Source organism: Micromonospora sp. CPCC 205539, from assembly GCF_036906815.1.
Taxonomy (GTDB): domain Bacteria; phylum Actinomycetota; class Actinomycetes; order Mycobacteriales; family Micromonosporaceae; genus Micromonospora.
Window position 1 is genome coordinate 27838 of record NZ_JBAKHW010000011.1, and the last position, 24858, is coordinate 52695.

Here is a 24858-nt window from a genome sequence, read left to right on the forward strand (position 1 = left end):
CCCGGTGGGCCGCCAACGGGGGCCGTGGCGAGGCGCCCGCCGTCGAAGGACGGCGGGCGGCCGCCCGGTGCCGATCCGACCGGGATTTCGGCCCCGTCACTCTCCCCCCAGGGTCGTCGACGGGGCCGGTCAGGCCTCCTCGAGCAGCTCCAACACCACTCGTTCGGCCACCTCGCGCGGCGCCTGCGGGTCCACCGACACCACCACCCCGTCGTGGTAGAGGTCGACCACCCTCGGGTCCACGTACGACGCGCGGGCCACCGTCGGCGTATTGCCCAGCAGCTCGGCGACCTCGCGCATCACGGCGACCACCGCCTTGCGACGGGCGGTCACCGACCGCGCCGGCCCGAGGGTGGCCAGCTCGGTCGCGGCGAGCACGGTGGCATGCCAGGTCCGGAAGTCCTTGGCGGTCATCTCCCCGCCGCTGGCGTCGCGCAGGTAGCCGTTGACCTCGTCGCTGCGCACGTCGCGCCACTCCCGCCCGTCCCAGTAACCGAACAGCCGCTCGGCCCGGCGGCGGCGGCGACGCAGGTTGAGCAGCACCTGGCACAGCTCCGGGTCCTCGATCCGGCGTACCTGCTCGATGCCGCCCTTCGCAGGGAACGCGAAGACCACGCAGCCGTTCCGGGAACGGGCGTGCTCGGGCCGCAGGGTGGACACCCCGAACGTCGGTTCCTCCCCCGCCGCGTACTGGTCGCTGCCGACCCGGAACATCCCCATGTCCAACAGCCGGGCCACCGTGGCCAGCACCCGATCCCGGCCCAGGCCCCGACGGCTCAGATCCCGATCGACCCGCTCGCGGAGCACCGGCAACCGCCGGGCCACCTCCAGCACGTGGTCGAACTTCGCCTCGTCCTGCTTCTCCCGCCACATCGGGTGGTAGACGTACTGCTTCCGTCCCGCCGCGTCGACGCCGGTCGCCTGGATGTGCCCGTTCGGGTGCGGCGAGATCCAGACCTGCTGCCACGCGGGCGGGATGACCAGCTCACGCAGCCGGGCCACCTGTGCGGGATCGCGGACCGGGACGCCGCTCGGGTCGAGGAAGTGCCAGCCCTTTCCGCGCCGACGCCGCCCGTATCCCGGCCGTCCCGGGTCGCTACGCCGCAACCGCACCGGAGACCCGCGCCACCCGTTCCACCTCCGCGACGGCATCCAGGACCTCGTCCGGGTGCAGGGCCGCCAAGGTCGGATGGCTCCCCGCCCCGTCCCACCGGGGCCAGTCGCCGGCACCGGCCCACAGCACCCGGTGCCGGGGCCGGTCCGGCGGAGGCCCCCACCGGGCCGGCGGCACCGGCCCGAACAGCACCACCGACGCGGTGCCGTACCCGGTGGCCAGGTGGGCCACGCCGGTGTCCCCGCTGACCACCAGACGGGCGTCCGCCACCAACGCGGCCAGCGCACCGAGGTCGGTCCGGCCGGCCAGCACGGCGGTCGGGGGCAGACCGGCCGCGTTCGCGACACGAGCGGCCAGCGCCCGCTCGTCGGCCGAGCCGGTGAGCAGCACGTGGTGCCCCCGCTCGGTGAGGGCTCGGGCCAGGGCGGCGAACCGCTCGGCCGGCCAGCGCTTCGCGGGGATCTTGGTGCCGGGATGCAGCACGGTCGCTCCGGTGGGCAGCCCGGCCGACGAGGGCCGGCGCAGGCCGAGGTCGGTGCGGTCGGTCGGAATGCCGTACCAGGACAGCAGCCGGCACCAGCGGTCCACCTCGTGCTCGTCGGCGGCCCACCGCGGGCCGTCGCGGAACCCGGCCTCCAGGTTGGCGAAGGCGAGCAGCCTCCCGGGCCGGGCGGCGGCGAGCAGCCGGTGCGACTGAGGGCCGCGCCCGTGCAGGTTCACCGCGACCTCCGGGGCCGGGCCGGCCCACGTCGGGTCGCCCAGCCCCGCGGTGTCCACCAGGCGGTCGACGCCGCCGACCAGGTCGACCAGCGGGGCCAGCCAGGCCGGCGCCGCGAGCGCCAACTCCCGACCGGGGTACGCGGCGCGCAGCGCCCGCAACGCGGGCACCGCGGTGACCAGGTCGCCGACGCCGAGGGCGCGCAGGACGAGGATCACGGGTACGACGTCTCCTGCTCGGCACAGACCACCATCTCGCGGACCGCGCAGCCGGCCGGCTGGCTGAGCGCGAACATGATCGCGGCGGCGGTGTCGGCGGGCTCGTTGAGGCTGGCGTCCGGCCCCGGGCGGTACTGCGGATCGCGCTCGTCGAAGAAGGCGGTGCGCATCCCACCCGGGATGAGCAGGGTGACACCGACCTGGCCCGCGAGTTCGGCGGCCAGAGCCCGGGTGAAACCCACCACGCCGAACTTCGCCGCGCAGTACGCGGTGGCGTCGCTGACCGCCTTGACTCCGAGCGTGGACGCGACCGTGACGATGCGGCCCTGCGAGGTCAGCAGGAACGGCAGCGCGGCGCGGATCACCGCGGCGGTGGCCAGCAGGTCGACGGCGATGATCCGGTCCCAGGTCTCGCCCGGCACGTCGGCGAGCCGGCCCGGCATGTCCACGCCGGCCGCGGTGACGACCGCGTCCAGGCCTCCGGCCTGCTCGGCCAGGTGCTGGGTGGCCACTTCGGCGGCTCGGGTGTCGGCCAGATCGCACTCCGTCCAGGAGACCCCGTCGACCGGCGGCTGCCGGTCCAGGACGAGGGGCCGGCCGCCGGCGGCGGCCACCGCGGCGACCACCGCCGCGCCGAGTCCACTGGAACCGCCGGTCACCAGGACGGTGGCGCCGGCGCCGAGCGTCTTGGCGGTCACCGCGTCCGCCCCCCACCGGCGGCGGAGCGGGCGATCAGGTCGGTGGTGGAACGGCCCTCCAGGTACGGCACCACCACCGGGTTGCCACCCCAGCGGCGCAGGATCTCCGCCTCGGGCAGCGTCGTCGCGGCGTCGCCGCCGCCGGTGGCGTAGTCCCCGCCCTTGACCCAGATGTCCGGTCGCAACCAGGACAGCGCGGCGTGCGGGGTCGGCTCGTCGAAGATCAGGACCGCGTCCACGCAGCTCAGCGCCGCCAGCAGCCGGCCCCGGTCACCCTCGGAGGTCACCGGCCGGTCCGGTCCCTTCAACCCGGCGACGCTCGCGTCGGAGTTGAGGCAGACGATCAGGCAGTCGCCGAGCTGCCGGGCGGCCTGCAGGGTCGCCACGTGCCCGGCGTGCAGCAGATCGAAACAGCCCCCGGTGGCCACCACCGTGCCACCGGTCGCGCGTACGTCGGCGAGCACCCCGGCGACCGCCGCGACACCCACCCGGTCGCCACCCGGGCCGAGCACACCGCTGGGTACCGGGCGCACCGGTGGCGGTAGGGCCGCCGCCACTCCCCCGCTGGCCACGTACGCGGACGCCTCGGCGACCGCCGCCTGCACCGCCTCGGAGACCAGCGCGCCCTCGGCCAGCGCGAGGCTGGCCGTGGCCGCGAACCGGTCGCCGGCCCCACAGGTGTCGCCTTCGGCACTACCCGGGGTGGGCACCACCAGCGGCGTCGACCCGGCGTGGCAGAGCAGCGCCCCGTCCCCGCCCAGCGTCACCGCGACCGCACCGGCGTGCCAGCGCCGCCGCAGCCCCTGCGCGCCCCGCGAGGCGGTGGCCAGCCGGGACGCCCCGGGCAGAGCGGGGACCAGCTCGCGGACCTCCGACTCGTTCGGGGTCGCCAGGTGCACACCGGGCACCGCGGCCGGACCGCGCGGGTGCGGATCCCACACCACCGGCGCGCGGGTGGCGGCCAACGCCGCGCGCAGCGCCGGTTGCCGGGCCACCCCCCGGCCGTAGTCGCTGACCAGCACCGCCGAGGCCGCGCCGATCACCCTGAGCACCTCCTCGGAGGGCTGACCGGGCTCACCGGGCACGCCGCCGCGATCGTGGCGCAGCAGCACCCGTCCCCGGGCCCGCAGCCGGATCTTCTCCGGCGTCGCCCCGGACAGTGCGAGCGGGTACACCTGCACTCCGGCGGCGGTGAGCAGCGCGCTCAGCCGGGCACCGCCGGCGTCGTCGGCGAGCGCGGTCACCAACACCACCTCGGCGCCCTGCGCGGCGGCGAAGACCGCCGCCAGGCCGGCGCCACCGGGCCGGTCGGTGGACACGGACTCGTCGAGCACCGGCACCGGGGAGTCCGGGCAGAGCCGGTTCACGACTCCTTCCACGTCCCGGTCCAGCAGGGTGTCCCCGACCACCACCACGGGTCCCCTCACGCTCTCCTCCTCATCCTCACGCCGTCGACCTGCTGTTCGGATTCGCCGTCGAGCACCACCTCGACGCCGGTGCGTACCGGTCCGGAGCCGACCCGACCGGCGGGCGCTGGATCGGCGGTCACGCTGTCGGCGGTCACGCTGTCGGCGGTCACGCTGTCGGCGGTCACGGCCCGGGTGGGCGCGGTCAGCGCGGCGGGCAGCGCCTGTTCGAGGTATTCGCAGAGCAAATGGCTGGTCACGAGGTGCAGTTCCTGGACGACCTGGGTGTCGGTGGAGGAGATGGCGAGGGTGTCGTGGCAGCCGTCCGCGAGAGCGTTGGGGACCGGCCCGGTGAGGGCCCAGGTGGTGAGGCCGACCTCCCGGGCGGCCCGGGCGGCGGCGATCAGGTTGGGGCTGGTGCCACTGGTGCTGAGCAGCAGCAGGACGTCGCCGGGCCGGCCGTGCGCGCGGACCTGACGGGCGTAGACGTCGTCGTAGCCGTAGTCGTTGGCGATGGCGGTGACCGCGCTGGTCTCGGCGTGCAGCGCGATGGCGGACAGCGGCTGGCGGTCGTCGTGCAGTTTGCCGACGAGTTCGGCGGTGAGGTGTTGCGCCTCGGCCGCACTGCCGCCGTTACCGGCCACCAGCAACCGCCCGCCGGCGGCCAGCCGGTGTGCCAGCTGCGCGCCCCAGCGCGCCAGCTGCGCCTCGGACCGCCGGTAGGGCACCAGCGCCGCGGCCAGGTTCGTCAGGTGGATGTCGAGCAGGCTGCCCGTCGGCATCAGGCCACCACCCGGGTCGGCCGGCGCACGGCCGCCACCTCGCCGTAGACCTCGGCCAGCCGCTCGGCGGTGGCCGCCCACGAGTACCGCGACCGGGCCCGCTCCCGCGCCGCCGCGGCGTACCCGAAGCGCCGGATCCGATCGTCGAGCAGCCGCTGGATCGCGGTGGCCAGAGCTCTCGGGTCGCGGGCCGGCACCAGGTCGCCGGTCGTCCCGTCGACCACGGTGTCGCGGATCCCACCCACGGCCGTGCCGATGACCGGCACCCCGCAGGCCATCGCCTCCAGCGGAGTCAGACCGAACGGCTCGTACCAGGGGGCCGCGACCAGCAGATCCGCCGAGCGGTACCAGCGGCCCATCTCCTCCCGGGGCACCGCGCCGACCAACCGTACGCGGTCGGCCACCCCGCACGACTCGGCCAGGGCCCGCAGCCGTCGGGCGTACGGGTCGGTCTCCAGCAGCCCCTCGGGCGGGCCACCGACGACCACGCACTCGGCGTCCGGGACCAGCGCCATCGCGCGGATCACCGTCTGGAAGCCCTTGCGCTCGACCAACCGGCCGACGGTCAGGATCCGGGCCTGGCTCGGCTCACGGTCCGCGGCCGGCCCGAGCGGGGCGAACGTGGCGAGGTTGACCCCGGAGGGCACGACGGTCATCCGGGACCGGGGCACCCCCATCCGGACCAGCTCGCCGACCTCGTCGCGGCACTGCGCGACCACCCGGTCCACCGAGCGGCCCAACTCGCGCTCGTAGGAGACCCGCCGGGCCGGGCTGGTGTCCTGCACGCCCTGGTAGCGGCGCTTCACGGTGCCCAGCGCGTGGTACGTCTGCACCACCGGCACCCCGGTCTGCCGACCGGCGGTCAGCGCGGCCAGGCCACTCATCCAGAAGTGCGCGTGGATCACCTCTGGCGTCCAGTCCCCACCGCGCCACCGCTCGACCAGCCAACGGCTGAACTCCCGCATGTGCGGCAGCAGCGTGTCCTTCGCGACCGGCTCGGCCGGACCGGCCGGCACGTGCACCACGTCGTACCCGTCCGGGCTGCGTACGGTCACCGGCAGGTCGAGCGCGTCGCGGCGGGTGTAGACGCGTACCTCGTGCCCGGCCGCGGCGAGCGCGGCGGACAGCTCCGCGACGTGGGTGTTCTGACCGCCGGCGTCCTCGCCTCCGAGGATGGCGAGCGGGCTGGCGTGCTCCGAGATCATCGCGATCCGCATACTTCCTCCTCCAGCAGCCGGTCCCAGTCAGCGAGGAAACGGTCGAGGCCGTACCGGTCACGTGCGGCGGCCTGTGCCGCCGCGCCGGCCTGGCGTGCCGCCGCCGGTTCGGCGATGAACCGGCGGGCGGCGTCGAGCAGGGTGTCCATCCGAGTGGCGAGGGCCCCCGCCGCGGGGGGTACCGCCGTCACCGCCTCGGTGGTGGCGAGCGCGACGACCGGCATGCCGATCGCCATGGCCTCGATGAGGCTGAGCCCGAGTGACGTCCACCGGCACAGGTGCAGGTACGCGCGCCGCCGGGCCAACTCGGCGTGCATTCGGTCCTGGGGTACGTCGTCGTGGCTGGTGAGCCGGTCGGCGGGCAGGCCGAGATGGTCGGCCAGCCCGGCCACCCCCATGCCGAACACGTCCAGTGGCGCGATCTCGGCGAACCGGGCCAGCAGGTCGGTGCCGGTGACCCGTCCCCGCCGGACCGGCTCGTTGATCACCACGGCCAGCCGGTCCAGTTCGCCGGTGTACGACACGGTCGGCGCGACGATGCCATGGTCGACCACGGTCGTACGGCTGGCGCCGGTGTCCCAGAAGATCTGGTTGAACCCGGTGACGTGGGCGATGAGCAGGTCGTCGCGGTCCGCCATCGGGTGGCGGGTGTTGGGCACGTCGCCCTTGGGGGTGTTGTGTTCGACGTAGATGGCCGGGATGTCCCGGCCGGGGCGGCGGCGCAGCCACTGCTCGGCGAGGTCGATCTCGTCCGGGCGTTGCAGGATGACCAGGTCGACGTCGGTGGTGGGCAGGTCGTCCGGCGCGACCTCGACGGCGCTGTCCGGCCAGGGATAGGTGCGGGCGCGGCCGAGGCCGTTGGGGCCGCGGTCGGGCGTGGTGGGGATCAGATAGCGGTGGCGGCCGTGCACGAAGGACGTCGTCCAGGAGCCGTGCACGTGCCAGAGCAGGACGTTCATCGGCCGCCACCACCGCTGGCGGCCAGCACCCGCAGCGCGTCGACCACCTCGGCCGGGTCGACGCCGCTGAGGCAGGGGTGCCCGGGGATCGGGCAGCTCACGGCCCGGGTGTCCCGGCAGGGCGCCTCGGCGTCACCCAGTCGGACGGTGGGCACCCGGTAGGGCCCCCACTGCCCGAACGGGACGGTCGGCGCGAAGAGACTCACCACCGGCACGCCGGCCGCGGCGGCCAGGTGAGCGGGCCCGGTGTTGCCGACCACGACCGCGCTGGCGCCGGCCACGATCGCGGCCAACCCGGCCAGGTCGGTCCGGCCACCGAGGTCGGTGCCACCGGCCGCCGCGACCCGGGCGGTGACCTCGCGCTCGTCGGGGCCGCCGGTGACCAGCACCCGGTGCCCGGCGGCGGACAGCGCCGCGGTGATCCGGGCCGCCAGCTCGGGTGGGCAGGCCCGGCTCGACGCCGCCGAGCCGGGGTGCAGCACCACGTACTCGCGGTCGGTGAGGTCGGCGGGGCAGGGCGGCAGGGCGTCCGGCCGGAGCCGGAGCACGGGTTCGTCGCCGGCGGGCAGACCATGCCCGGCGGCGGCGGCGAGGGAGAGGGCACGTTCGGGCTCGGGGACGCCCACGGGCACCCGGTGCCGGATGTCCAGGAGGGAGCCCGGATAGTCATCGCTGATCGCGGCGATCCGCGCGATGCCCGCCATCCGCAGCAGCAGTGCCAGTGGCAGGGCGGACTGGTGGAACGAGGTGAAGACGACCGCCTCGTCCGCGCCGACCGCCGCGAGCCGGGTGGTCAGGGTCCGCAGGGCGGCCGGGTCGACCGGGGCCGGGTTGGGGTCGATCCAGGGCAACGGATGCTCGATGATCTCGTCGACCCCGGGCAGCAGGTCGGCGGCGGCGCGTCCGCGTGGCCCGCACAGCAGCACCACCCGCTGGGCGCCGGCCGCGACGGCGCGGATCGCCGGCCCGGTGACGAGCATGTCTCCGGCCGAGTCCGAGCGCACCACCAACGCGGTGCCCACCCGGTCCCCGGACGGGCGGTGCGCGGCGTGCACGGCCTGTTGGCGGCGCAGGATCTCGTCCACCGCCGACGGCAGATCGTTGGCCACCCAGCCGGCGGCGGCGACCTCCTCCGGCCGGGTCACCGGCGTGGGCACCAGCACCCCGGCGGCGCCGGCGGCCAGCGCGGCGGCCACGTCCCGACCGATGTCGCCCACCATGACGCAGCGGGACGCGCTGGTCCCCAGCTCGCGGGCGGCGGCGTACACGAGGCCCGGTGCGGGTTTGCGGCAGGCACAGCCGTCGGCGTCGTCGTGCGGGCAGATCAACCAGGCGTCGAAGCGCCCCAGCAACTCCTCGACCCGGGCGTGCACCGCCCGCATCTGCTCCGCGCTGAAGAAGCCCCGGGCCAGACCCGACTGGTTCGTCACCACGGCCAGCCGCAGCCCGGCGGCCCGCAACCGGTCCAGCGCCGCTCGCGCCCCCGGCACCGGCCGCACCTTCTCCGGGTCACCGTTGTACGGCACGTCCTCGATCAGGGTGCCGTCCCGGTCCAGCAGTACCGCGTCGTACAGGACGGGACTCCTACCCCCGACGGGCCCGGAAGCGGCCCGGCCAGCACCGGCGTACACCCGGGCTGACCTGCGCTGATCCGGATCATCCTGGTCCTGTCGCACAGCCGGCGGGTTCCCTGCGCCCCTAGGAGTAAACGTCGGCGTCGAGGCACTGGAGGCTGCGCCACCGGCGGTGCCCCGCGTCGGCCTTACCCGCCGCCCGAGACAAGCTAACCCGCTGGCCGCGCGGAGCGCCACGGCACCGGTACGGAGCGAAGCAGACCCGTCCGCCGCGCCCGGAAGGGGAGTCTTTTTTACCCGGATGGGGCTACTGGATACCCTCTCTGGTAGCCCTGTCCGCAAACCGAGGATGTCCGACATGATCGAGCCCGTGCAGCTGCCGTCGCCATGGCGGGACGCACGCCTGACCGTCGTGGTGCCCACCTACAACGAGGCGGGCAACCTCCCGGCGCTGGTCGAGCGGCTGCTCGCACTGCCGCTGCCGGGGCTGCGCATCCTCGTTGCCGACGACAACTCACCCGACGGCACCGGGGAGGTGGCCGACAAGTTGGCCATCGAGCACCCGGACCGGATCGAGGTGGTGCACCGGGCCGGCAAGGAGGGCCTGGGCCGGGCGTACGTGGACGGAATCAGCCGCGCGCTCGACGGCGGCGCCGAGTACGTGGCACAGATGGACGCCGACCTGTCCCACCCGCCGGAGGCGCTGCCGGGGATGCTGGGCGCGCTGCTCTCCACCCAGGCGGGCGTGGTGATCGGTTCCCGGTACGTCCCGGGCGGCGAGCTGGACGAGAACTGGCCGCTGTACCGCCGGGCGCTCAGCGGCTGGGCGAACCTCTACGTGCACACCCTGCTGCGGGTCCGGATCCGGGACCTGACCGCCGGCTTCAAGATCTGGCGGGCCGACGCGCTGCGCGACATCGGTCTGGACCGCGTGCAGTCCAACGGCTACAGCTTCCAGGTGGAGATGCACTACCTGGCCACCAAGCTGGGGCACACCATCCTGGAGGTGCCGATCCGCTTCGAGGAGCGGCGCGACGGCGAGTCCAAGATGACCACCGCGACCAAGATCGAGAGCGCGCTGATGCCGTTCCGCCTGCGCAGCAAGCACCGCAACATCACCCGCTGATCCACCCATCTCGCTGGCCTCGCCCGCCGTACCGGGGCGAGGTCAGTCGGGGTAGATGGCCCGGTGCGCGGTCGCGATGGCGGCGGCGTAGGCGCGGCCGGTGAGCGCGCGGTCGCGGGCCAGCGCGGCGCGGGCCGCGTTCGCGCCGGGAGCGCCGTGCACCCCGGCGCCGGGGTGTGCCGACGAACTGGCCAGGAAGAGCCGGTCCACCGGAGTGTCCGCCCGGCCCAAACCGGGGATCGGGCGCAGGAAGAGCTGCTGGTACGCGGCGGCGGTGCCACCGCCCAGCGCGCCGCCGACCAGGCTCGGGTCGCCCTTCTCTAGGTCGGCCGGGCCGGCCACGTGCCGACCGACGATGAGCTGCCGGAAGCCCGGGGCCGCAGCCTCCAGCACGTCCTCCATCCGCTGCACGTGCCCGGCGACGTCCTCGGCCCGCCAGTTCCGGCGGAACGGCAGATGCGTGTACGACCAGAGCGACTCGGTGCCCGGTGGCGAGTGACCCGGGTCGGCCACCGACATCTGCCCCACCAGCAGGAACGGGTCGCGGGGCAGCTCGCCACGGGCCAGCTCGCCGGCGTAGTAAGTCAGGCCGTCGAGGTCCGCGCCCAGGTGCACGGTGCCCGCGGTGGCGACCGCCCGGTTCGTCCAGGGCACCGGGGCGGAGAGCGCCCAGTCCACCTTGAGCGTCGACCCGTCCCACCGGAAATGCTCCAGGTCCTCCACGAGCCGCGACGGCAGCGCCGCCGCGCCGACCAGGTCGAGGTAGAGCGCCGGCGCCGGCACGTCGGCGAGGACGGCCCGCCGGGCCCGCCACTGCGTGCCGCCCACCGTGCGTACCCCCATGGCCCGACCCCGGGCGGTGAACACCCGGTCGACGCGGGCGCCGTAGAGGATGCGGCCGCCACGCTCCGCCAGCCGGTCCACCAGCGCGTCGGTGATCCGTTGCGCGCCGCCGTCCGGCACCGGCCAGCCGACCTGCTGGCCGAGCATGGCCAGTAGCCAGCCGTACACCCCGGAGCCGGCCTCCTCCGGGGACAGGTCGGTGTGCAGGGCACAGCCGGCGAGCAGCGCCGGCCCGCCCGGCCCGTCGAAGAGTTCGTCGCCGAGCTTGCGCACCGGCACCACCAGGCGGCGGGCCAGCCGCAGCGCGCCGGCGACCCGCAGCCGGCGCAGCAGGCCCAGCCCGCCCCGCACCGGCGGAAACGGGGTGGTGATGCTCTCCAGCAGCGGTTCGGCCACCTCGAGCCAGTCGGCGTACGCGTTCAGCCAGCGCTTGCCGTCACCGGGGGCGAACTGCTCCAGCGAGGCGGCGGTCGCGTCCGGATCCCGGTTGATCACTGCTGCCCGACCGTCGGGCAGCAGATGCGCCAACACGTCCGGGGAGTGCCGCCAGGACAGCCCGTGCCGGTCCAGGTTCAGGCCACGCAGCACCGGTGAGGCGTACCCGAGGGGGTAGAACGAGCTGTAGAGGTCGCTGAGGTAGCCGGGCGCGGTCACCTCGGCGGAGCGGACCGCGCCGCCGGGCACCGCGGTCGCCTCCAGCACGACCACGTCCCAGCCGGCGTCGGCCAGCAGGTTGGCCGCGACCAGGCCGTTGTGGCCAGCGCCCACGACGACGGCGTCGGCGCTCTCCGCGCCGGTGGCAGTCATCCGGCCCGCCTACCCGGCCCGTTACCGGGCGAAACGCGTTTGTCGGGGCCGGGTTGGGGCAACCAGCGCCGCATGTACACGGTTGCGCAGCTGATCGGCGGGGTGTGGGGCGCGGGCGGTTCGGGCGGCGAGGTGGTCGTCCACGATCCGGCGGACGGCACGCCGGTCAGTTCGGCGCCGGTGGCCACGGCCGACGAGGTCGGTAAGGCGGTCGGGGCGGCGCGCGAGGCGACCGCGGAGTGGGCGGCGACCGCGCCGGCCGCGCGGGCGGCGGCGCTGCACCGGGCCGCCGACGCGGTGGCGGCGGTCACCGACGAGTTGACCGCGGCGGTCACCGCCGAGATGGGCAAACCGCTGGCGGACGCCCGCGGCGGCGTCGAGGCGGGCATCAGCACCCTGCGACAGTACGCGGAGCTGGCGCCGCTGCGCGGCGGGCGGACGCTGCACGGTGGATCGGACGCGTTGGACTTCCTGACCCCGCAGCCGCGTGGCGTGGTCGCCGCGATCACCCCGTGGAACGACCCGGTGGCGGTCGCCTGTGGGCTGCTCGGCGCTGCGCTGGTCACCGGCAACGTGGTGCTCTTCAAGCCGAGCGAACGGACCCCGGCGACGGGCTGGCTGCTGGCCCGGGCACTGGACCAGGCGCTGCCGGCCGGCGTGCTGTCGCTGCTCACCGGCGGAGCGGAGGTCGGCGCCGCACTGGCCGGCCAGGACGTGGACGTGGTGGCGCACGTCGGCTCCACCGCCGCCGGGCGGGCGATCGCCGCCGCCACGGCCCGTACGGGCGCCAAGGTGCTGCTCGAGAACGGCGGCAGTGACCCGTTGGTCGTGGACGCCGACGTCGATGCCGGCTGGGCGGCCGAGCAGGCCGCGCTCGGCGCGTTCGCCAACGCCGGGCAGATCTGTGTCGCGGTGGAACGGATCTACGTGCACCGGGAGGTGGCCGAGGACTTCGTGGCCGCGCTGGTGCGGCGGGCCGGCGCGCTGCGGGCCGGGCCGGGCCGGGACCCGGGCACCGAGTTGGGCCCGCTGGTCGACCGGCGGCACCGGGACCACGTGCACGGGCAGGTCGCCGCGGCCGTGGCGGCCGGCGCGCGGCTGCGCGTCGGCGGTGAGCTGCCGGACGGGCCGGGGGCGTTCTACCCGGCCACCGTGGTGACCGACTGCCGGCACGACATGCCGCTGGTCCGCGAGGAGACGTTCGGGCCGGTCGCCCCGGTGGTGGTGGTCGACTCCTTCGACGAGGGGCTGCGCTGCGCCGCGGACTCCCCGTACGGGCTGGCCGCCACGGTGCTGACCGGGTCGATGAGCCACGCGCAGCGGGCCTGGCGGGAGCTTCCGGTGGGCACCGTGAAGATCAACGCGGTGTTCGGCGGCGCGCCGGGAGGTGCCGCGCATCCCCGCCGCGCCAGCGGACAGGGCTTCGGGTACGGGCCGGAACTGCTCGACGAATTCGCCGCCACCAAGGCGGTGCACATCGAGGCGCCGGGCGGCGGCCACTGGTGAACGACACGGGCGGACGCGAAGATGCTGCGTCCGCCCGTACCGAAAGGGTGTTGCTCGCTCAGTCGCCGCGCGCCTTGCGGGTGGCCCGGTCGTTGGCCTTCTCGATGGCCGTGACCAGCTCCGGCTTGGTCATGCTGGACCGGCCGGGCACGTCCAGCTTGCGGGCCACCGACATGAGGTGGTCCTTGCTGGCGTTGGCGTCCACCCCACCAGCGGTGGGAGCCCGCCGTTCCGGGCCGCCGCCGGCCGCCTGGCGGTCGCTCGGGCCCTTGTGGCCCTTCGGCTCCCAGTGGTCGCCCACCTTCTCGAACTGGTGCTTCACCGCGGCGAACGCGGTGCGGTGCGACCGCTCGCCCTCGCCGTAGGTCTCCACCGCCGAGTCGTGCGTCTTCTCCCAGGTGCGCTGCGCCTTATCCGAGGAGCGTCGCAGCGTGCTGGGCAGGTCCTCGCGCCCGGGCATCTCGTCCTCCTCCGCGTCGACAGGGTCACCGTGATCCTTCCCCGCGCGTCGATCGACAAACCACCGCGTCGCCGGGGCCGGGTTTGTCGATTTTCCGGCGGGGGTACCGGCGGGCCAGGCCCGACCGGACGACCGGTCATCCGGCGGCCGGGGCACAGGGAGCGGGCATGACGACGACGGAGCCCGGTACGGCAGTCGGCGAGGCGCAACCGCCGCGCGTTCCCCGACGGATGCGGCAGCTCAGCTGGCGGACCTGGCGCGGCGTGCTGGTGCGCAGCGTGCGCAACTTCATCACCGACGACTGCTCGGACTGGGCCGCCGCGCTCACCTACTACGGGGTGCTGGCGCTCTTTCCGTCCGCCATCGTGGTGGTGGCGCTGGTCGGCCTGGTGTCCAACGGCGACCGGACCGTGGACACGGTGGTGGACCTGGCCAACCAGATGGGCGCCGGATCGGTGGTCGACGACGACGGCGTGGTCGGGGTGATCCGGGCCGTGGTGGTCGAGCAGAGCAACGCCAAGATGCTGCTGAGCTTCGGTCTGCTCGGCGCGCTCTGGTCGGCGTCGGGCTTCATCGGCGCGTTCACCCGGGCGTCCAACGCGATCTACGGGGTGACCGAGGGGCGGCCGGTCTGGAAGCTGCGTCCGTTGCAGATCGGCCTGGCCGCGGTCACCCTGGTGCTGCTCGCGGTGGTCGCCCTCGGGCTGATCGTCAGCGGTCCGGTCACCGACGCGGTCGGCGACCTGATCCACGCCGGCGGCGTAGCCCGTACGGTGTGGAGCGTGGCGAAGTGGCCGGTGCTCGCCATGGTCATGATGATCCTGCTGTCGCTGCTGTTCTGGATCGCCCCGAACGTGCGGCAACCCCGTTTCCGCTGGCTCACCCCGGGTGGCACGGTCGCCCTGCTCGCCTGGGCGGTGGCGTCCTTCGGCTTCGGCCTCTACGTGGCCAACTTCGGCTCGTACGGCGCGACGTACGGCAGCCTGGGCGCGGCCATCGCCTTCCTGGTCTGGCTGTACCTGTCCAACTCGGCGCTGATGCTCGGGGTCCAGATCAACGCCGAGGTGCAGCGCGGCCGGCGGTTGCAGGCCGGCGAGGCGGAGCCGGACGAGCCGCCGCTGCCACCGAGGAAGGCGGCCGCCTCCTGACCGCCGGTTCGACGCTGGTTGTCCGTTCCGGGGTCGAGCCGGGGGCCGGTTCGTGACCAGGTGCCGGTTTACCCGACGAGGTGCCGGGTAGCGCACAGGGTATGGAACGTGGCAGCAGCAAGCACTCACCCCGGCTCGACGAGCAGATGAGCCAGGAGGTCAGCGGCCTCGTACAGGGGCCGGGTGCCGCCGGCTCACGGGTCGACGAGTCCCGCGAGCCGGAACCGGCCGGCGAGGACCAGCCGGAGGCGACCACCGCCCCGGGTGGTGACCTGCGCACCGGCACCCCCCAGGGGATGAGTTCGTCCGACGTCGAGCAACGCAGCAAGCTCGGCCGGTTCATCAGCATGAGTGCGCTGCCCGGCGACCGCGCGGCGCTGCTCGCCAGCGCTCGGGAAAACGAGGCGCCGGACGACATCGTGACGGCCCTGGAGCGGCTGCCGGAGGGCACCCACTACCAGACGGTCTCCGAGGTGTGGGCCGCGCTGGGCCACAAGAACGAGACAACCCGCTGGTGACCGGGTCACCCCCCGATCCGGACGACCACCGGCGCACGAAGGAGGTTCCCTGATGAGTGGCGTTACCGAACACGTCGACGTGTCCGTACCCGTACGCACCGCCTATGACCAGTGGACGCAGTTCGAGGAGTTCCCCGAGTTCATGGAGGGCGTCCAGGAGGTCCGGCAGCTCTCCGAGACGATGACCCACTGGACGGTGGACATCGCCGGCGTCAAGCGCGAGTTCGATGCCGAGATCACCGAGCAGCTCCCCGACGAGCGGGTCGCCTGGCACTCCACCGGCGGCACCCAGCAGGCCGGCGTGGTGACCTTCCACCGCATCGACGAGGACACGACCCGGGTCACCCTTCAGCTCGAGTTCGAGCCGCACGGGGTGGTCGAGCAGGCCGGCGACAAGCTCGGCATCGTCGACCGGCGGGCCAAGGGCGACCTGGAGCGGTTCAAGACCTTCATCGAGCGGCGCGGTCAGGAGACCGGCGCCTGGCGAGGTGCGGTGGACCGCCCGCAGCCCTGATCTCGCGACACCGATCTCTGATGGCCGCCGGAGTTCCGGCGGCCATCGCCGTGCCCGGACCGTTTGCGACCACCGGCCTCGGGTACGGCGAAGGCATGAGCAACGACCGGGTGTGGCGCGACGAGAAACGGATTCCGCTGGAGGAGTTGGAGAAGGCCGTGGCGGGCTCCAGCATCGACGGGGAGGCCGACGACGTGACCGGCAACGACGCCGGCGAGGAGGCCGCCTTCGGGCACGGGCCGGCAGCCGCCGACCGTGAGCGGGTCAGGGGCGCCGGCCGGGAGCCGACCGACCCCGAGCGCGCCTACCGGCCGTCGACCACCGGACGGACCGGCCCGGACGTCTGACCGGAGGCGCGCCGCGCGCCCCACTCGTACAGGGCGATCAGCGCCAGTGCGAGCACGAGCAGCGCCGGGCCGAGGGCGTCGACCGAGGTGTGGCTGATCAGCACCCCCAGACCGCCCGGGACCAGCGCGGCGCCGATGCCGGACGCACCGACCTGCAGCCCGATGGCGCGATCCGCGTGGGCCGCTCCGACCCGGTCGGCGGTGCCGAGGGTGAGCAGCGGAAACACCGGCGCGGCGGCGAAGCCGACCACGACGAGACCGAGGACGGCCAGCACGCCGGGGCCGGGCACGGCGATCAGCGCCGCGCCGGCCGCCATTCCGATCAGACTGGCGCGGAGCACCTGGGCGGTGCCCAGCCGCTCCGCCACCACGCCCTGCACGACCCGGCCGACGAAGAGACTTCCCCAGTACGCGGAGACGCAGCCACCGGCCGCCGCCGCGCCCAGTCCGCGCCCCTCGGTCAGCAGGAGGAACGCCCACAGCCCGGCGCCCACCTCGATGGCCACGTAGAGCGCGAATGCGAGCGCCCCCGACCACACCGCCGGCAGCCGCAGCGTCGTCCAGATCGGGACGGCCGGCATGCGGTCGGGCGAGGTGCCGGCCGTACCCGCCGGCTCGACCGCGCTGGCGGCCCCAGCCTGCCCGACCGGGGCGGGGGCGCGTTGTCGCCAGGCCCGCACGGTGAGGGCGAACGCGGTGGCCAAGGCGAGCTGGGCGGCGGCCACGATGCCGTACCCCCACCGCCAGGACAGACCCGCGCTCAGCACCGCCGTCATGATCAGCGGGCCGATCGCCACGCCCAGACCGAAGAAGGCGTGCAGCCAGTTCATGTGCCGCGGGCCGAAGGCTCCGGCGGCGTACGCGTTGAGCCCGGAGTCGACCGCGCCGGAGCCCAGCCCGAGCAGCAGTGCGCAGCACACGAGCAGCGTCAGCCCGGGGCTCAGGGCGTAGCCGGTCAGTGCCAGGCTGGCCAGCAGCGTGCTGCCGGCGAGCAGCGCGCCCACACCGACCCGGGCCAGCGTGAACCCGGCCAGCACGCTGGAGGTCAGGTAGCCGACGGTGCCCGCCGTGAGCAGCAGCCCGACCGCCTCGGTCGGTACGCCGAAGTCGGTCCGGATCGAGGGCCAGCCGACGCCCAGCAGGCTGTCGGGCAGACCGAGGCTGACGAAGCCGAGGTAGGCCAGCAAAAGCAGCGAGGCGCGCGGCGGTGCGGGTGTGGTCGACACGGGGCACCATCCTGCCGCAGCGGCACCTTACCTCCGAAACCGGCTGATCGTTCCCCGCGACAAGAAATCTCGTCCGGACGGTCAAGAAAAGGGACAGCTCATCCAGAATCGGCCGATCGGAGGACGGCAGACGGGCCATAACGCGTAAGAATTTCGGAATGCATCAGGGCTCCGGCATCCTCTCCACGCGTCAGCGCCGTCTCGCCTGGCTGGGCTTCCTGCTCGCCGCTCTCCAGGCACCCGTCTCGGCCTGGCTCGTCACCGATCACTCCTGGCTGTTCAGCCTGTGCGTCGCGCTGATGGTCGCCACCGTGATCATCGCTGACGACGCGGCTCGGCGACGCCCCGCCAACGCGACCGGCGACTAGCTCTCGCCGTCCGGCCGGGCCTCGTGCCCGGGTCGCCCGCGGCTGCGGCGGCGCTCCTTCATCTCGGCCTCGTAGAGGTGCCGCCGCCCGCCGACCAGCTCCTCGCGGGCCTGGCGGTCCAGCTCCCGGAACAGCGCGTGGTAGCCGTCGTCGAACTCCTCGACGATCTGGAACGTCCACCGGCCGGCGATGACGTTACGGCCCAGCAGCTCGGTGTCGATCCGGTCGGCGAGCTGCGGGTGACCGGCGGCGCGGAACTGCTCCACCGCGTCGTCGAGCATCAGGTCGGCGTGCCCGATGAGCTGGTGCAGCGAGTACAGATGCCCACGGGCCCGCTCCACGCACTCCAGCGCCTCGCTGAGCTTCCCCAGCGCGGCGACCGTCGCGTCGCTCACCCCGGCCGGCCTGCGGTGCTGCTCGTCCGGTCCGTCCGCCTGCTGTCCCATCCGTGCCTCCGTGCGGTGTGCGACGCACTGCGCGCCGCCGTGTGCGGGTGGTTCAGCTCTGCCCCGTCTGTGCCGGATCAACCCCCGCGGCCAGGCCGGGGTCGCCGGGTGGCGTTGCCGACACCCGCCGAGCGGCCGAGGTCGAAACGGTCACCGGTCGGTTAGCCTCGGTCACCATGCGTGTGCCGTCCAACCGGGTCGCCCCCCGTACCGCCGTCGACTCGGCGCGGTCCAGCCTGGCCGCCCTCACCGTCTCCGTGGGTACCGTCGGGCTGGCCGCCGCCGCCCGGCGGCCCGGGCTGCTGGCCCTGGTCGACCAGCATGCGGCCGCCGTCCGCGACAGCCTGGACGGGGACCGTCGCCCGCTGACCGTCGCGACGCTCGCCGGGTACGCCGAGGGGGTCCGCGCTGCCGGCCTGGAGCACGGGTGGGCGCCGCCGAGCGGCCCGGTGGACTGGAGCGAGCCGCAGTGGCTGCTCACCCGGCTGGTCGCGGTCTGCGCGTTGGCCCGCTCGCTCGACCGGGGCTGACCCGAGGTCGCCCACGCCGGGAGGGTGCCCACGCGATACGCGCGAACACCCCCCGTGCTGCTGGTCCCGCCGCGCTACTGGCGGTTGGACGCCTGCTCGTCGACCCGAGGCATGGCCTGGGTCCGGTCGCCGCCACGGTCGGCCATCTGCCGCTCCACGTCGCCACGTCCGGCCGCGTTGGCCCGCCGGGTCTCCTGCACTGCCCGGGCTTCCTCAGCGGCCCGGTTCAACCAACCGTCCCAGCGGTTCTGCATGGGCTTCACCAGACCACCACCGACGCCGACGATCAGGATGCCGGCCACGGTGGCGAGCACCGCGATCAGCACAGGCGTGGTGACCGTCGTCGCGATGCCCACCTGGTTCAGTGCGGCGATCACGCCGAGCGCGATGATGAAGATCGCCGTGAGATCGGCCAGCACCTTGCCGTACGAGAGCCCGCCCAGCGCCCCGGTGACCAGATCCCGGACGGCGTTGGCGATCGCGGCCGCCACCACGACGATGATGATCGCCACGAAGGCGCGCGGCAGCCAGGCCACCACACCCCTGATCAGGTCACTGATCGCGTTGGGTCCCCAGACCCCGAAGGCGAACTGCAGCGTGAACAGCAACACCGCGTAGTACGCCAGTCTGGCCAGAATGTCACTGGCGTCGTACTTCGTGCGTTCCAACGCGCGTTTGATACCGCCGCGTTCGACCGCTTGGTCGAAGTGCACCCGTTCCAGTACCGTATCCACGATCTTCAGGACCGCTCTGGCGATGAGCCAGCCGACCACGAGGATCACGATGAAGGCCACTGCCTTCGGGATGAAGAGCAGCACCGACCTCCAGGTGTCAGCGACGGCGTCGCCAAAGTCTGCCTGCCGAACCGCGAGGGTATTCAGCATGATGTCCCTCCTGTCGCATGGACTGCGCCGGGCGCATACCCGGCCACCCGTGCGGCAGTCCGCGCAGCTAGCGGCAGTTTTTCCGACAAGTCGCCCGACAGTGGCTGTGACCTGCCCGAATGGTCGCAGCGGCGGAGTCATCGGCGGGCCGCGGCCTTGATCAGGTGTGTCGGCGGAACGGCCGGCTAGGCTGCGGGCATGCCAGGAACGGTCGGCCGAGGCCCCACGCCAGCAACTCCGGGCCCGGGCGCACCCACCGGACCCGACGCGGCCGCCGCCGTGCTCGCCCACGACTGGGCCGGCACTCCGCTGGGCCCGGCCGACGGGTGGGACCCGGCGATCCGGGCCGTGGTCGAGTTGATCCTCGCCTCCCCGATGCCGATGGCGCTGGCGTACGGCGACGACCTCGTCCTGCTCTACAACGACGGCTACGCCGAGCTGCTGGGCAGCAAGCACCCGGCGGCCCTCGGCCGACCCTCCGCCGAGGTGTACGCCGAGATCTGGGCGCTGCCCGGCGTCGGTGAGGTGCTGGAGCGCGCCTACCACCAGGGCGTGCCCTTCCTGGAGAAGGAGAGCACGCTCCCCCTGGTCCGCAGTCGGTCCGGCGTGGTCGAGCAGGCGGTCTTCACCCGGGGCTACTCGCCGGTGCACGACAGCGTGGGGCAGATCGTCGGGGTGCTGACGGTCGCCGCCGAGACGACCCACGTCACCCAGCAGTTGCAGAGCCTCAGCGAGGTCGCCGCCGCGCTGGCCGGCACCCTGACCCTCGACGACGTGGCCCGCGTGGCGCTGCGGTACGCGATCACCACCTTCGACGCCGACTGGGTCGCGTTCGCGGTCGACGAGGGCGGCGGCGGGTGGCGGATAGTGCGCCGGGTACGTGGCGAGCTGATCGACGAGGCCGATGAGCGGCTGCCCCCGCTCTGGCGGCGCGTCCCGGCGGACTGGTCGGCGCCGGTGGTGTCGGCGGCCCGCTCCGCCGCGCCCTCGTTCACCCGCGACGGGCAGCCGCTGCGAGAGAGCGCGGTGGACCGCCACGACCAGAAAATCCGCTCGATGGCCGCCCTGCCCCTGGGCACGTCCGTGGTCCGCGGCGGGCTGGGCGTCGGGTACGGGGTGCCGCACACCTGGTCGGCCGCCAAGCGGGCGCTGCTGGCCGCCTCGGCGGAGCTGATCGGCCAGGCGGCTGAGCGGGCACGCCGATTCGAGACCCAGCACGGCACCGCCCAACTGCTGCAACGCAGCATGCTGCCGGCACACCTGCCCGACCTGCCCCGGCTGCGGATCGCGGCCCGCTACGACCCGGGCGTGGACGGCAACGCCGCCGGCGGGGATTTCTACGACGCGTTCCTGCTGCCCACCGGCGGGCTCGGGGTCGTACTCGGCGACGTCGCCGGGCACGACGTGCAGGCCGCCGCGCGGATGGGGCAGGTCCGGGCGGCGCTGCGCGCGCTGGCGCTGGCCGACCCCGCGCCGGACGCGGTGCTGGCCGGGTTGGACCGACTGGTGACCAGCCTCGGTGCGGAGGCCGGCACCCACGAACTGTTCGTCACCGTGGTGTTCGGGGTGGTGGACGCGGAACGCCGGGAGCTGACCCTGGCCAGCGCCGGTCACCCCGCTCCACTGATCCGCCGTGGCACACCGGACGGCCGCTCACACGCCGAGTACCTGGTGATGCCGGTCGGTCCTCCGCTGGGGCTGGGCGGCCGGCCGGTCACCACCACCGTGGCGTTCCGCCCCGGCGACACCCTGCTGCTGTTCAGCGACGGGGTGGTGGAGCGCCGCCGGCAGAGCCTCACCGCCGGGTTGAACCTGCTCGGCGACGCGGTAGCCAAGGCGGGCAGCGGTGACCCTCGGGCCCTCTGCGCGGTGGCCACCGCCGCGGTGCCCGGCGGCACCGAGGACGACGTGGCCGTGCTGGCGGTCGAGCACGCGCTCAAGCCGAGCCGTTCGGCGAGCACGGAGGTGCCGGCGGAGCCGACCGCGCCCAGCCGGGTCCGGCACTGGATGACCGCCCAGCTCACCGAGTGGCAGGTGCCCGAGTCGGTGATCGGCTCGGCGGTGCTGTGCACCAGCGAGTTGACCACCAACGCGCTGCTGCACGCCGGCACCGCCGCCCGGGTGGACATCGACCTCAGCCCCGAGCGGCTGTTGGTCTCGGTCGCCGATTCGGGGACGCGGGGCACCGTGACCCGGGCACGGACCGACACGTTGAGCAGTCGCGGCCGAGGGCTCGGCCTGATCGAACAGCTCAGCGACGCCTGGGGCACCGACCCCACGGTCCGCGGCTCGACGGTCTGGTTCGAGATCCTGATTCCGACGGCCGAGCGCCGCTGAGAAAGGACGCCCATGCCTAGTGACAGCCTCGCCGGTGTTCTCTTCGATGTCGACGGCACCCTCGTCGACACCACCTATCTGCATACGGTGTGCTGGTGGGAGGCGCTGCGGGAGGCCGGCCAGCCGGTGCCGATGGCGACCGTGCACCGCTCGATCGGGATGGGCGCGGACAAGCTTCTGGAGCACCTGCTCGGCCCGGAACGGGACCGCGACGCCGACGGGAAGCTGCGCGACTCGCACGACACCCGGTACGCCGAGTACTGGGATCGACTCACACCACTCCCCGGGGCGACGAAACTGTTGCGCGCCTGCGCCGAGCGAGGACTGCGGGTGGTGCTCGCGACCTCCGCCTCCGAGCAGGAGGTCGGCGCCCTGCGCCGGGCGCTCGACGCCGACGACGTGATCGACACGGTCACCTCCTCGGCGGACGCCGAAGAGAGCAAGCCGGCCCCGGACATCCTGGTCGCGGCGCTGGCGCAGTCCGGGCTGACCGCCGAGCGGGTGGTCTTCGTGGGCGACTCGGTCTGGGACGTCGCGGCGGCAGGCAAGCTCGACATCCCGTGCATCGGGCTGACCTGCGGTGGCACCAGCCGCGGCGAGCTGGCTGGTGCCGGGGCGGTGGCGGTGTACGACGACCCGGCCGCGCTGCTGGCCACGCTCGACGACTCGCCGCTCAGCCGGCCGAGGTGAGGGTCACTCCGGTTGACCGCAGCGGGGGCGCTTAGGGAACGGGCCTCCGGGGCATGGTCTGTCACCACCTGCCCGCGCCGCGCGGGTACGGCCGAAGGGTGGTGCCGTGGAGCCGGTAGACGTGGCGTTCGCGCTGGTGGGTCTGGGCGCTCTGCTCGCGGGCATCCTGCCCCGGGTGCTGGAGCGACGTCCCCTGTCCATGCCGATCGCCTTTCTCGCCCTCGGCATGCTGGTCTTCCTGCTGCCGGTCGGGCTGCCGACACCGGACCCGCTGGCCCACCCGGACCTGACCACCCACCTGACCGAGATCGGGGTGATCGTCGCCCTGATGGGCGCCGGGCTCAAGATCGACCGACCGTTGAGCTGGACGCGGTGGTCGTCCACCTGGCGGTTGCTGGTCATCGCGATGCCGCTGTGCATCGCGGCGGTGGCGCTGCTGGGGTGGTGGTGGGCCGGGCTGGTGCCCGCCGCCGCGCTGCTGCTGGGCGCCGCGCTGGCGCCGACCGATCCGGTGCTCGCCGCCGACGTGCAGGTCGGCGAGCCGACCGATGTGGAGGACTCCGAGGACGAGGTGCGTTTCGCGCTGACCTCCGAAGCGGGCCTCAACGACGGGCTGGCGTTCCCGTTCGTCTACGCGGCCATCGCCATCGCCTCGACCAGCCTCGCCCCGCGCGACTGGCTGGCCGACTGGTTCGCCGTGGACGTCCTCTGGAAGGTGGGCGTCGGGGTCGGCGGCGGGCTGCTCATCGGTTGGCTGCTCGGCAAGCTCTTCTTCCGGGCGCCCAGCACGCTGCGGCTGGCCCGGCACGCCGAGGGCTTCCTCGCGCTGGCCGCGACCTTCCTGGCGTACGGGCTCGTGGAGGTGGCTGGCGGCTACGGCTTCCTGGCGGTGTTCGTGGCCGCCCGGGCGATCCGGGCCGCCGAGCGGACCCACGAGTTCCACTCGGTGCTGCACGATTTCGCCGAGCAGATCGAGCGGCTGCTCACCCTGGTGCTGTTGCTGCTGCTCGGTGGCGCGATCGTGGGCGGCCTGCTCGCCCCGCTGACCTGGCAGGCGGCGGCCGTCGGGCTGGCACTGGTGTTCCTGGTGCGGCCGTTGGTCGGCTGGCTGTCGCTGCGGGGCGCCCCGGGCCGGCCGGCTGAGCACTGGGTGATCTCGCTGTTCGGTATCCGCGGGGTGGGTTCGTTCTTCTACGTCGCGTACGCCACCACGCAGGTCGACTTCCCGCAGGCGGAGCTGATCTGGGCCACCGTCGGGCTGGTGGTGCTTGTCTCGGTGGTGGTGCACGGCGTCGCCGCGACCCCGGTCATGCAGCTGCTGGACCGGGAAGGCGAGCGAACGGCCGACCCGGCCGAACGGGACGCTGCCAGCGAGCCGGTAGCGACCTCCGGACGCTCCTGACCCGGCCGCAGGCACCACCACTGCATCCGTCGCCCATCGGACCCGCCCACCGGCGCGCCTGCGGCGGCGGTCAGGCGAGGCGGGCGGCCAGGGCGCGGCCCAGGTCCCGACCGGAGCGCCAGGCGGTCTGCACCCGGGACTTGCCGAACGCGTCGCCGGCCAGCCCGATCCCGTCGGCGTCGAGGTGGTGGGTGTCAGCCCCGGGTCCGCCGGTGGGCTTCGCGTACGTCCAGCGGTGCACGTGCACGTCGGCGGCCGCCTCGGGCAGCCCCAGCAGGTCCCGGACCGCCTGCTCGATCGCCCGGCCGGCTCCGCTGGGCTGGGCGAGGTGCCCGGCGGCGAACTCCGGGACGGTGTGCGCGACCAGCACCGGCGCGCCGTCGCCCCGCCGGTCGCCGTCGTCGCAGACCAGGTTGAGCACCGGGTGGTCGTTGACGAACGCGCCGCGGAAGTCCGGCCAGCGTCGGGCCGAGAAACGCAGCACCGCGGCCAGCGACGGTGACCAGCGCTGCGCCTGCACGACCCGGGTGGCGTCGGCCAGCGCCGGGTCGAGCAGCAGGGCGGCCTGCGGGCCCGGCATGGCCAGGGCGACCGCCGCGCACGGGTCGCCGTCCACGACCGGCCCGGGCTCCACGGTGAGCACCAGCCGGTCGACGGTCAGCGGCACCGCACGGGCGAGATTCTCGACCAGCGAGCGCAGCCCACGCGGCGCGGCGAACCGCATCGGTCCGGGTACGTCGTGGTTACCGTCCCGGTCGTACGCCTGGAAGGTGTCGGTCCACTCGCGGACCAGGCCGACGGCACGCCACTGGTCGACGACGGCGGCGAAGTCCGGGTCGCTGGCGGTGAAGTACGCGGCGCCGATGTCCGCCGGACGGCCCGCGAAGCGTTTGCTGGCCATCCGGCCGCCGCAGACGTGCCCCCGCTCCCGGACCTGCACCGGCAGTCCGGCGCGGACCAGCTCCACCGCGCAGGCCACCCCGGCGATACCCGCCCCGACCACCACCACGCCCGACCGGT

Annotated in this window: 25 protein-coding genes; 11 read left to right on the plus strand and 14 right to left on the minus strand. The window is 74.1% G+C overall.

The window, feature by feature from the left end; all coding sequences use genetic code 11:
- Positions 1 to 129: 129 nt before the first annotated feature.
- The 8 genes from V6V47_RS12005 to V6V47_RS12040 are packed head-to-tail and all read right to left on the minus strand — an operon-like array spanning position 130 to position 8788.
- The gene (locus tag V6V47_RS12005; RefSeq protein ID WP_334628221.1) at positions 130 to 1113 is read right to left on the minus strand and encodes a DNA topoisomerase IB; all 984 of its coding nucleotides are present in this window, start codon (positions 1111 to 1113) and stop codon (positions 130 to 132) included.
- Positions 1097 to 2050, minus strand: coding sequence for a glycosyltransferase family 9 protein (locus V6V47_RS12010; protein ID WP_334628222.1), 954 nt, complete (start codon positions 2048 to 2050; stop codon positions 1097 to 1099). Before V6V47_RS12010 ends, V6V47_RS12005 begins: the two co-directional genes overlap by 17 nt.
- Positions 2047 to 2748, minus strand: a complete 702-nt coding sequence (locus V6V47_RS12015) for an SDR family oxidoreductase (RefSeq protein WP_334628223.1) — start codon at positions 2746 to 2748, stop codon at positions 2047 to 2049. The genes V6V47_RS12010 and V6V47_RS12015 overlap by 4 nt, the downstream gene beginning before the upstream one ends.
- Positions 2745 to 4175 (minus strand): PfkB family carbohydrate kinase, encoded by a 1431-nt coding sequence (locus V6V47_RS12020; RefSeq protein WP_334628224.1) that lies wholly within the window; start codon positions 4173 to 4175, stop codon positions 2745 to 2747. Before V6V47_RS12020 ends, V6V47_RS12015 begins: the two co-directional genes overlap by 4 nt.
- Positions 4172 to 4936: a D-sedoheptulose-7-phosphate isomerase gene (locus tag V6V47_RS12025; RefSeq protein ID WP_442934220.1), complete on the minus strand. Its 765-nt coding sequence runs from the start codon at positions 4934 to 4936 to the stop codon at positions 4172 to 4174. Before V6V47_RS12025 ends, V6V47_RS12020 begins: the two co-directional genes overlap by 4 nt.
- On the minus strand, positions 4936 to 6153 hold the full coding sequence (locus tag V6V47_RS12030) for a glycosyltransferase (RefSeq protein ID WP_334628226.1): 1218 nt from the start codon (positions 6151 to 6153) through the stop codon (positions 4936 to 4938). The genes V6V47_RS12025 and V6V47_RS12030 overlap by 1 nt, the downstream gene beginning before the upstream one ends.
- Positions 6138 to 7112 (minus strand): glycosyltransferase, encoded by a 975-nt coding sequence (locus V6V47_RS12035; RefSeq protein WP_334628228.1) that lies wholly within the window; start codon positions 7110 to 7112, stop codon positions 6138 to 6140. The genes V6V47_RS12030 and V6V47_RS12035 overlap by 16 nt, the downstream gene beginning before the upstream one ends.
- On the minus strand, positions 7109 to 8788 hold the full coding sequence (locus V6V47_RS12040; RefSeq protein ID WP_442934221.1) for an HAD-IIIA family hydrolase: 1680 nt from the start codon (positions 8786 to 8788) through the stop codon (positions 7109 to 7111). The genes V6V47_RS12035 and V6V47_RS12040 overlap by 4 nt, the downstream gene beginning before the upstream one ends.
- A 256-nt stretch (positions 8789 to 9044) precedes the next feature.
- On the opposite strand from V6V47_RS12040, the gene V6V47_RS12045 reads away from it, so the two are divergent.
- Positions 9045 to 9812, plus strand: a complete 768-nt coding sequence (locus tag V6V47_RS12045) for a polyprenol monophosphomannose synthase (RefSeq protein ID WP_334628229.1) — start codon at positions 9045 to 9047, stop codon at positions 9810 to 9812.
- 42 nt (positions 9813 to 9854) lie between these two features.
- Here the strand turns inward: V6V47_RS12045 and V6V47_RS12050 are convergent, their stop codons facing one another.
- Positions 9855 to 11462, minus strand: a complete 1608-nt coding sequence (locus V6V47_RS12050) for a phytoene desaturase family protein (protein WP_334628230.1) — start codon at positions 11460 to 11462, stop codon at positions 9855 to 9857.
- Positions 11463 to 11534: 72 nt separating this feature from the next.
- On the opposite strand from V6V47_RS12050, the gene V6V47_RS12055 reads away from it, so the two are divergent.
- Positions 11535 to 12968, plus strand: coding sequence for an aldehyde dehydrogenase family protein (locus V6V47_RS12055; RefSeq protein WP_334628231.1), 1434 nt, complete (start codon positions 11535 to 11537; stop codon positions 12966 to 12968).
- Positions 12969 to 13026: 58 nt separating this feature from the next.
- On the opposite strand, the gene V6V47_RS12060 is transcribed toward V6V47_RS12055, so the two are convergent.
- Complete coding sequence (locus V6V47_RS12060; protein WP_334628233.1) at positions 13027 to 13428, minus strand: ChaB family protein; 402 nt, start codon at positions 13426 to 13428, stop codon at positions 13027 to 13029.
- A gap of 167 nt (positions 13429 to 13595) precedes the next feature.
- On the opposite strand from V6V47_RS12060, the gene V6V47_RS12065 reads away from it, so the two are divergent.
- The 4 genes from V6V47_RS12065 (at position 13596) to V6V47_RS12080 (ending at position 15955) form a co-directional block, all read left to right on the plus strand.
- On the plus strand, positions 13596 to 14576 hold the full coding sequence (locus V6V47_RS12065; protein WP_334628234.1) for a YihY/virulence factor BrkB family protein: 981 nt from the start codon (positions 13596 to 13598) through the stop codon (positions 14574 to 14576).
- Positions 14577 to 14677: 101 nt separating this feature from the next.
- The gene (locus V6V47_RS12070; protein ID WP_334628235.1) at positions 14678 to 15094 is read left to right on the plus strand and encodes a DUF2795 domain-containing protein; all 417 of its coding nucleotides are present in this window, start codon (positions 14678 to 14680) and stop codon (positions 15092 to 15094) included.
- 52 nt (positions 15095 to 15146) lie between these two features.
- On the plus strand, positions 15147 to 15608 hold the full coding sequence (locus V6V47_RS12075; protein WP_334628236.1) for an SRPBCC family protein: 462 nt from the start codon (positions 15147 to 15149) through the stop codon (positions 15606 to 15608).
- Between the two features lie 95 nt (positions 15609 to 15703).
- Positions 15704 to 15955, plus strand: coding sequence for a hypothetical protein (locus V6V47_RS12080; protein WP_334628367.1), 252 nt, complete (start codon positions 15704 to 15706; stop codon positions 15953 to 15955).
- Here V6V47_RS12080 and V6V47_RS12085 read toward each other — a convergent pair.
- Positions 15913 to 17181: an MFS transporter gene (locus tag V6V47_RS12085; RefSeq protein WP_334628237.1), complete on the minus strand. Its 1269-nt coding sequence runs from the start codon at positions 17179 to 17181 to the stop codon at positions 15913 to 15915. The two genes, V6V47_RS12080 and V6V47_RS12085, sit on opposite strands and share 43 nt — an antisense overlap.
- Positions 17182 to 17339: 158 nt before the next feature.
- Between V6V47_RS12085 and V6V47_RS12090 the strand changes: the two genes are divergently transcribed.
- Positions 17340 to 17549 (plus strand): hypothetical protein, encoded by a 210-nt coding sequence (locus V6V47_RS12090; RefSeq protein ID WP_334628238.1) that lies wholly within the window; start codon positions 17340 to 17342, stop codon positions 17547 to 17549.
- Here the strand turns inward: V6V47_RS12090 and V6V47_RS12095 are convergent.
- Positions 17546 to 17995, minus strand: coding sequence for a hypothetical protein (locus V6V47_RS12095; RefSeq protein ID WP_334628239.1), 450 nt, complete (start codon positions 17993 to 17995; stop codon positions 17546 to 17548). The genes V6V47_RS12090 and V6V47_RS12095 overlap by 4 nt on opposite strands.
- 176 nt (positions 17996 to 18171) lie before the next feature.
- On the opposite strand from V6V47_RS12095, the gene V6V47_RS12100 reads away from it, so the two are divergent.
- Positions 18172 to 18525 (plus strand): DUF6401 family natural product biosynthesis protein, encoded by a 354-nt coding sequence (locus V6V47_RS12100; RefSeq protein ID WP_334628240.1) that lies wholly within the window; start codon positions 18172 to 18174, stop codon positions 18523 to 18525.
- A 74-nt stretch (positions 18526 to 18599) separates the two neighbouring features.
- On the opposite strand, the gene V6V47_RS12105 is transcribed toward V6V47_RS12100, so the two are convergent.
- Complete coding sequence (locus V6V47_RS12105) at positions 18600 to 19409, minus strand: mechanosensitive ion channel family protein (protein ID WP_334628241.1); 810 nt, start codon at positions 19407 to 19409, stop codon at positions 18600 to 18602.
- Positions 19410 to 19607: 198 nt separating this feature from the next.
- On the opposite strand from V6V47_RS12105, the gene V6V47_RS12110 reads away from it, so the two are divergent.
- The 3 genes from V6V47_RS12110 (at position 19608) to V6V47_RS12120 (ending at position 23838) form a co-directional block, all read left to right on the plus strand.
- Positions 19608 to 21746, plus strand: coding sequence for an ATP-binding SpoIIE family protein phosphatase (locus V6V47_RS12110; protein ID WP_334628242.1), 2139 nt, complete (start codon positions 19608 to 19610; stop codon positions 21744 to 21746).
- A gap of 12 nt (positions 21747 to 21758) precedes the next feature.
- Complete coding sequence (locus V6V47_RS12115; protein ID WP_334628243.1) at positions 21759 to 22436, plus strand: HAD family hydrolase; 678 nt, start codon at positions 21759 to 21761, stop codon at positions 22434 to 22436.
- 106 nt (positions 22437 to 22542) lie between these two features.
- Entirely contained in the window at positions 22543 to 23838 is a 1296-nt protein-coding gene (locus V6V47_RS12120; RefSeq protein ID WP_334628244.1) for a cation:proton antiporter domain-containing protein, read from the plus strand.
- Between the two features lie 70 nt (positions 23839 to 23908).
- Here the strand turns inward: V6V47_RS12120 and V6V47_RS12125 are convergent, their stop codons facing one another.
- On the minus strand, positions 23909 to 24847 hold the full coding sequence (locus V6V47_RS12125; protein ID WP_442934225.1) for an NAD(P)/FAD-dependent oxidoreductase: 939 nt from the start codon (positions 24845 to 24847) through the stop codon (positions 23909 to 23911).
- Positions 24848 to 24858: the final 11 nt, after the last annotated feature.

Bases quoted from the DNA above. Each gene is read 5' to 3' on its own strand.
- V6V47_RS12025 (WP_442934220.1), bottom strand. From the start codon at position 4,936: ATGCCGACGGGCAGCCTGCTCGACATCCACCTGACGAACCTGGCCGCG.
- V6V47_RS12030 (WP_334628226.1), bottom strand. From the start codon at position 6,153: ATGCGGATCGCGATGATCTCGGAGCACGCCAGCCCGCTCGCCATCCTC.
- V6V47_RS12035 (WP_334628228.1), bottom strand. From the start codon at position 7,112: ATGAACGTCCTGCTCTGGCACGTGCACGGCTCCTGGACGACGTCCTTC.
- V6V47_RS12045 (WP_334628229.1), top strand. From the start codon at position 9,045: ATGATCGAGCCCGTGCAGCTGCCGTCGCCATGGCGGGACGCACGCCTG.
- V6V47_RS12050 (WP_334628230.1), bottom strand. From the start codon at position 11,462: ATGACTGCCACCGGCGCGGAGAGCGCCGACGCCGTCGTCGTGGGCGCT.
- V6V47_RS12055 (WP_334628231.1), top strand. From the start codon at position 11,535: ATGTACACGGTTGCGCAGCTGATCGGCGGGGTGTGGGGCGCGGGCGGT.
- V6V47_RS12060 (WP_334628233.1), bottom strand. From the start codon at position 13,428: ATGCCCGGGCGCGAGGACCTGCCCAGCACGCTGCGACGCTCCTCGGAT.
- V6V47_RS12065 (WP_334628234.1), top strand. From the start codon at position 13,596: ATGACGACGACGGAGCCCGGTACGGCAGTCGGCGAGGCGCAACCGCCG.
- V6V47_RS12070 (WP_334628235.1), top strand. From the start codon at position 14,678: ATGGAACGTGGCAGCAGCAAGCACTCACCCCGGCTCGACGAGCAGATG.
- V6V47_RS12075 (WP_334628236.1), top strand. From the start codon at position 15,147: ATGAGTGGCGTTACCGAACACGTCGACGTGTCCGTACCCGTACGCACC.
- V6V47_RS12080 (WP_334628367.1), top strand. From the start codon at position 15,704: ATGAGCAACGACCGGGTGTGGCGCGACGAGAAACGGATTCCGCTGGAG.
- V6V47_RS12090 (WP_334628238.1), top strand. From the start codon at position 17,340: ATGCATCAGGGCTCCGGCATCCTCTCCACGCGTCAGCGCCGTCTCGCC.
- V6V47_RS12095 (WP_334628239.1), bottom strand. From the start codon at position 17,995: ATGGGACAGCAGGCGGACGGACCGGACGAGCAGCACCGCAGGCCGGCC.
- V6V47_RS12100 (WP_334628240.1), top strand. From the start codon at position 18,172: ATGCGTGTGCCGTCCAACCGGGTCGCCCCCCGTACCGCCGTCGACTCG.
- V6V47_RS12105 (WP_334628241.1), bottom strand. From the start codon at position 19,409: ATGCTGAATACCCTCGCGGTTCGGCAGGCAGACTTTGGCGACGCCGTC.
- V6V47_RS12110 (WP_334628242.1), top strand. From the start codon at position 19,608: ATGCCAGGAACGGTCGGCCGAGGCCCCACGCCAGCAACTCCGGGCCCG.
- V6V47_RS12115 (WP_334628243.1), top strand. From the start codon at position 21,759: ATGCCTAGTGACAGCCTCGCCGGTGTTCTCTTCGATGTCGACGGCACC.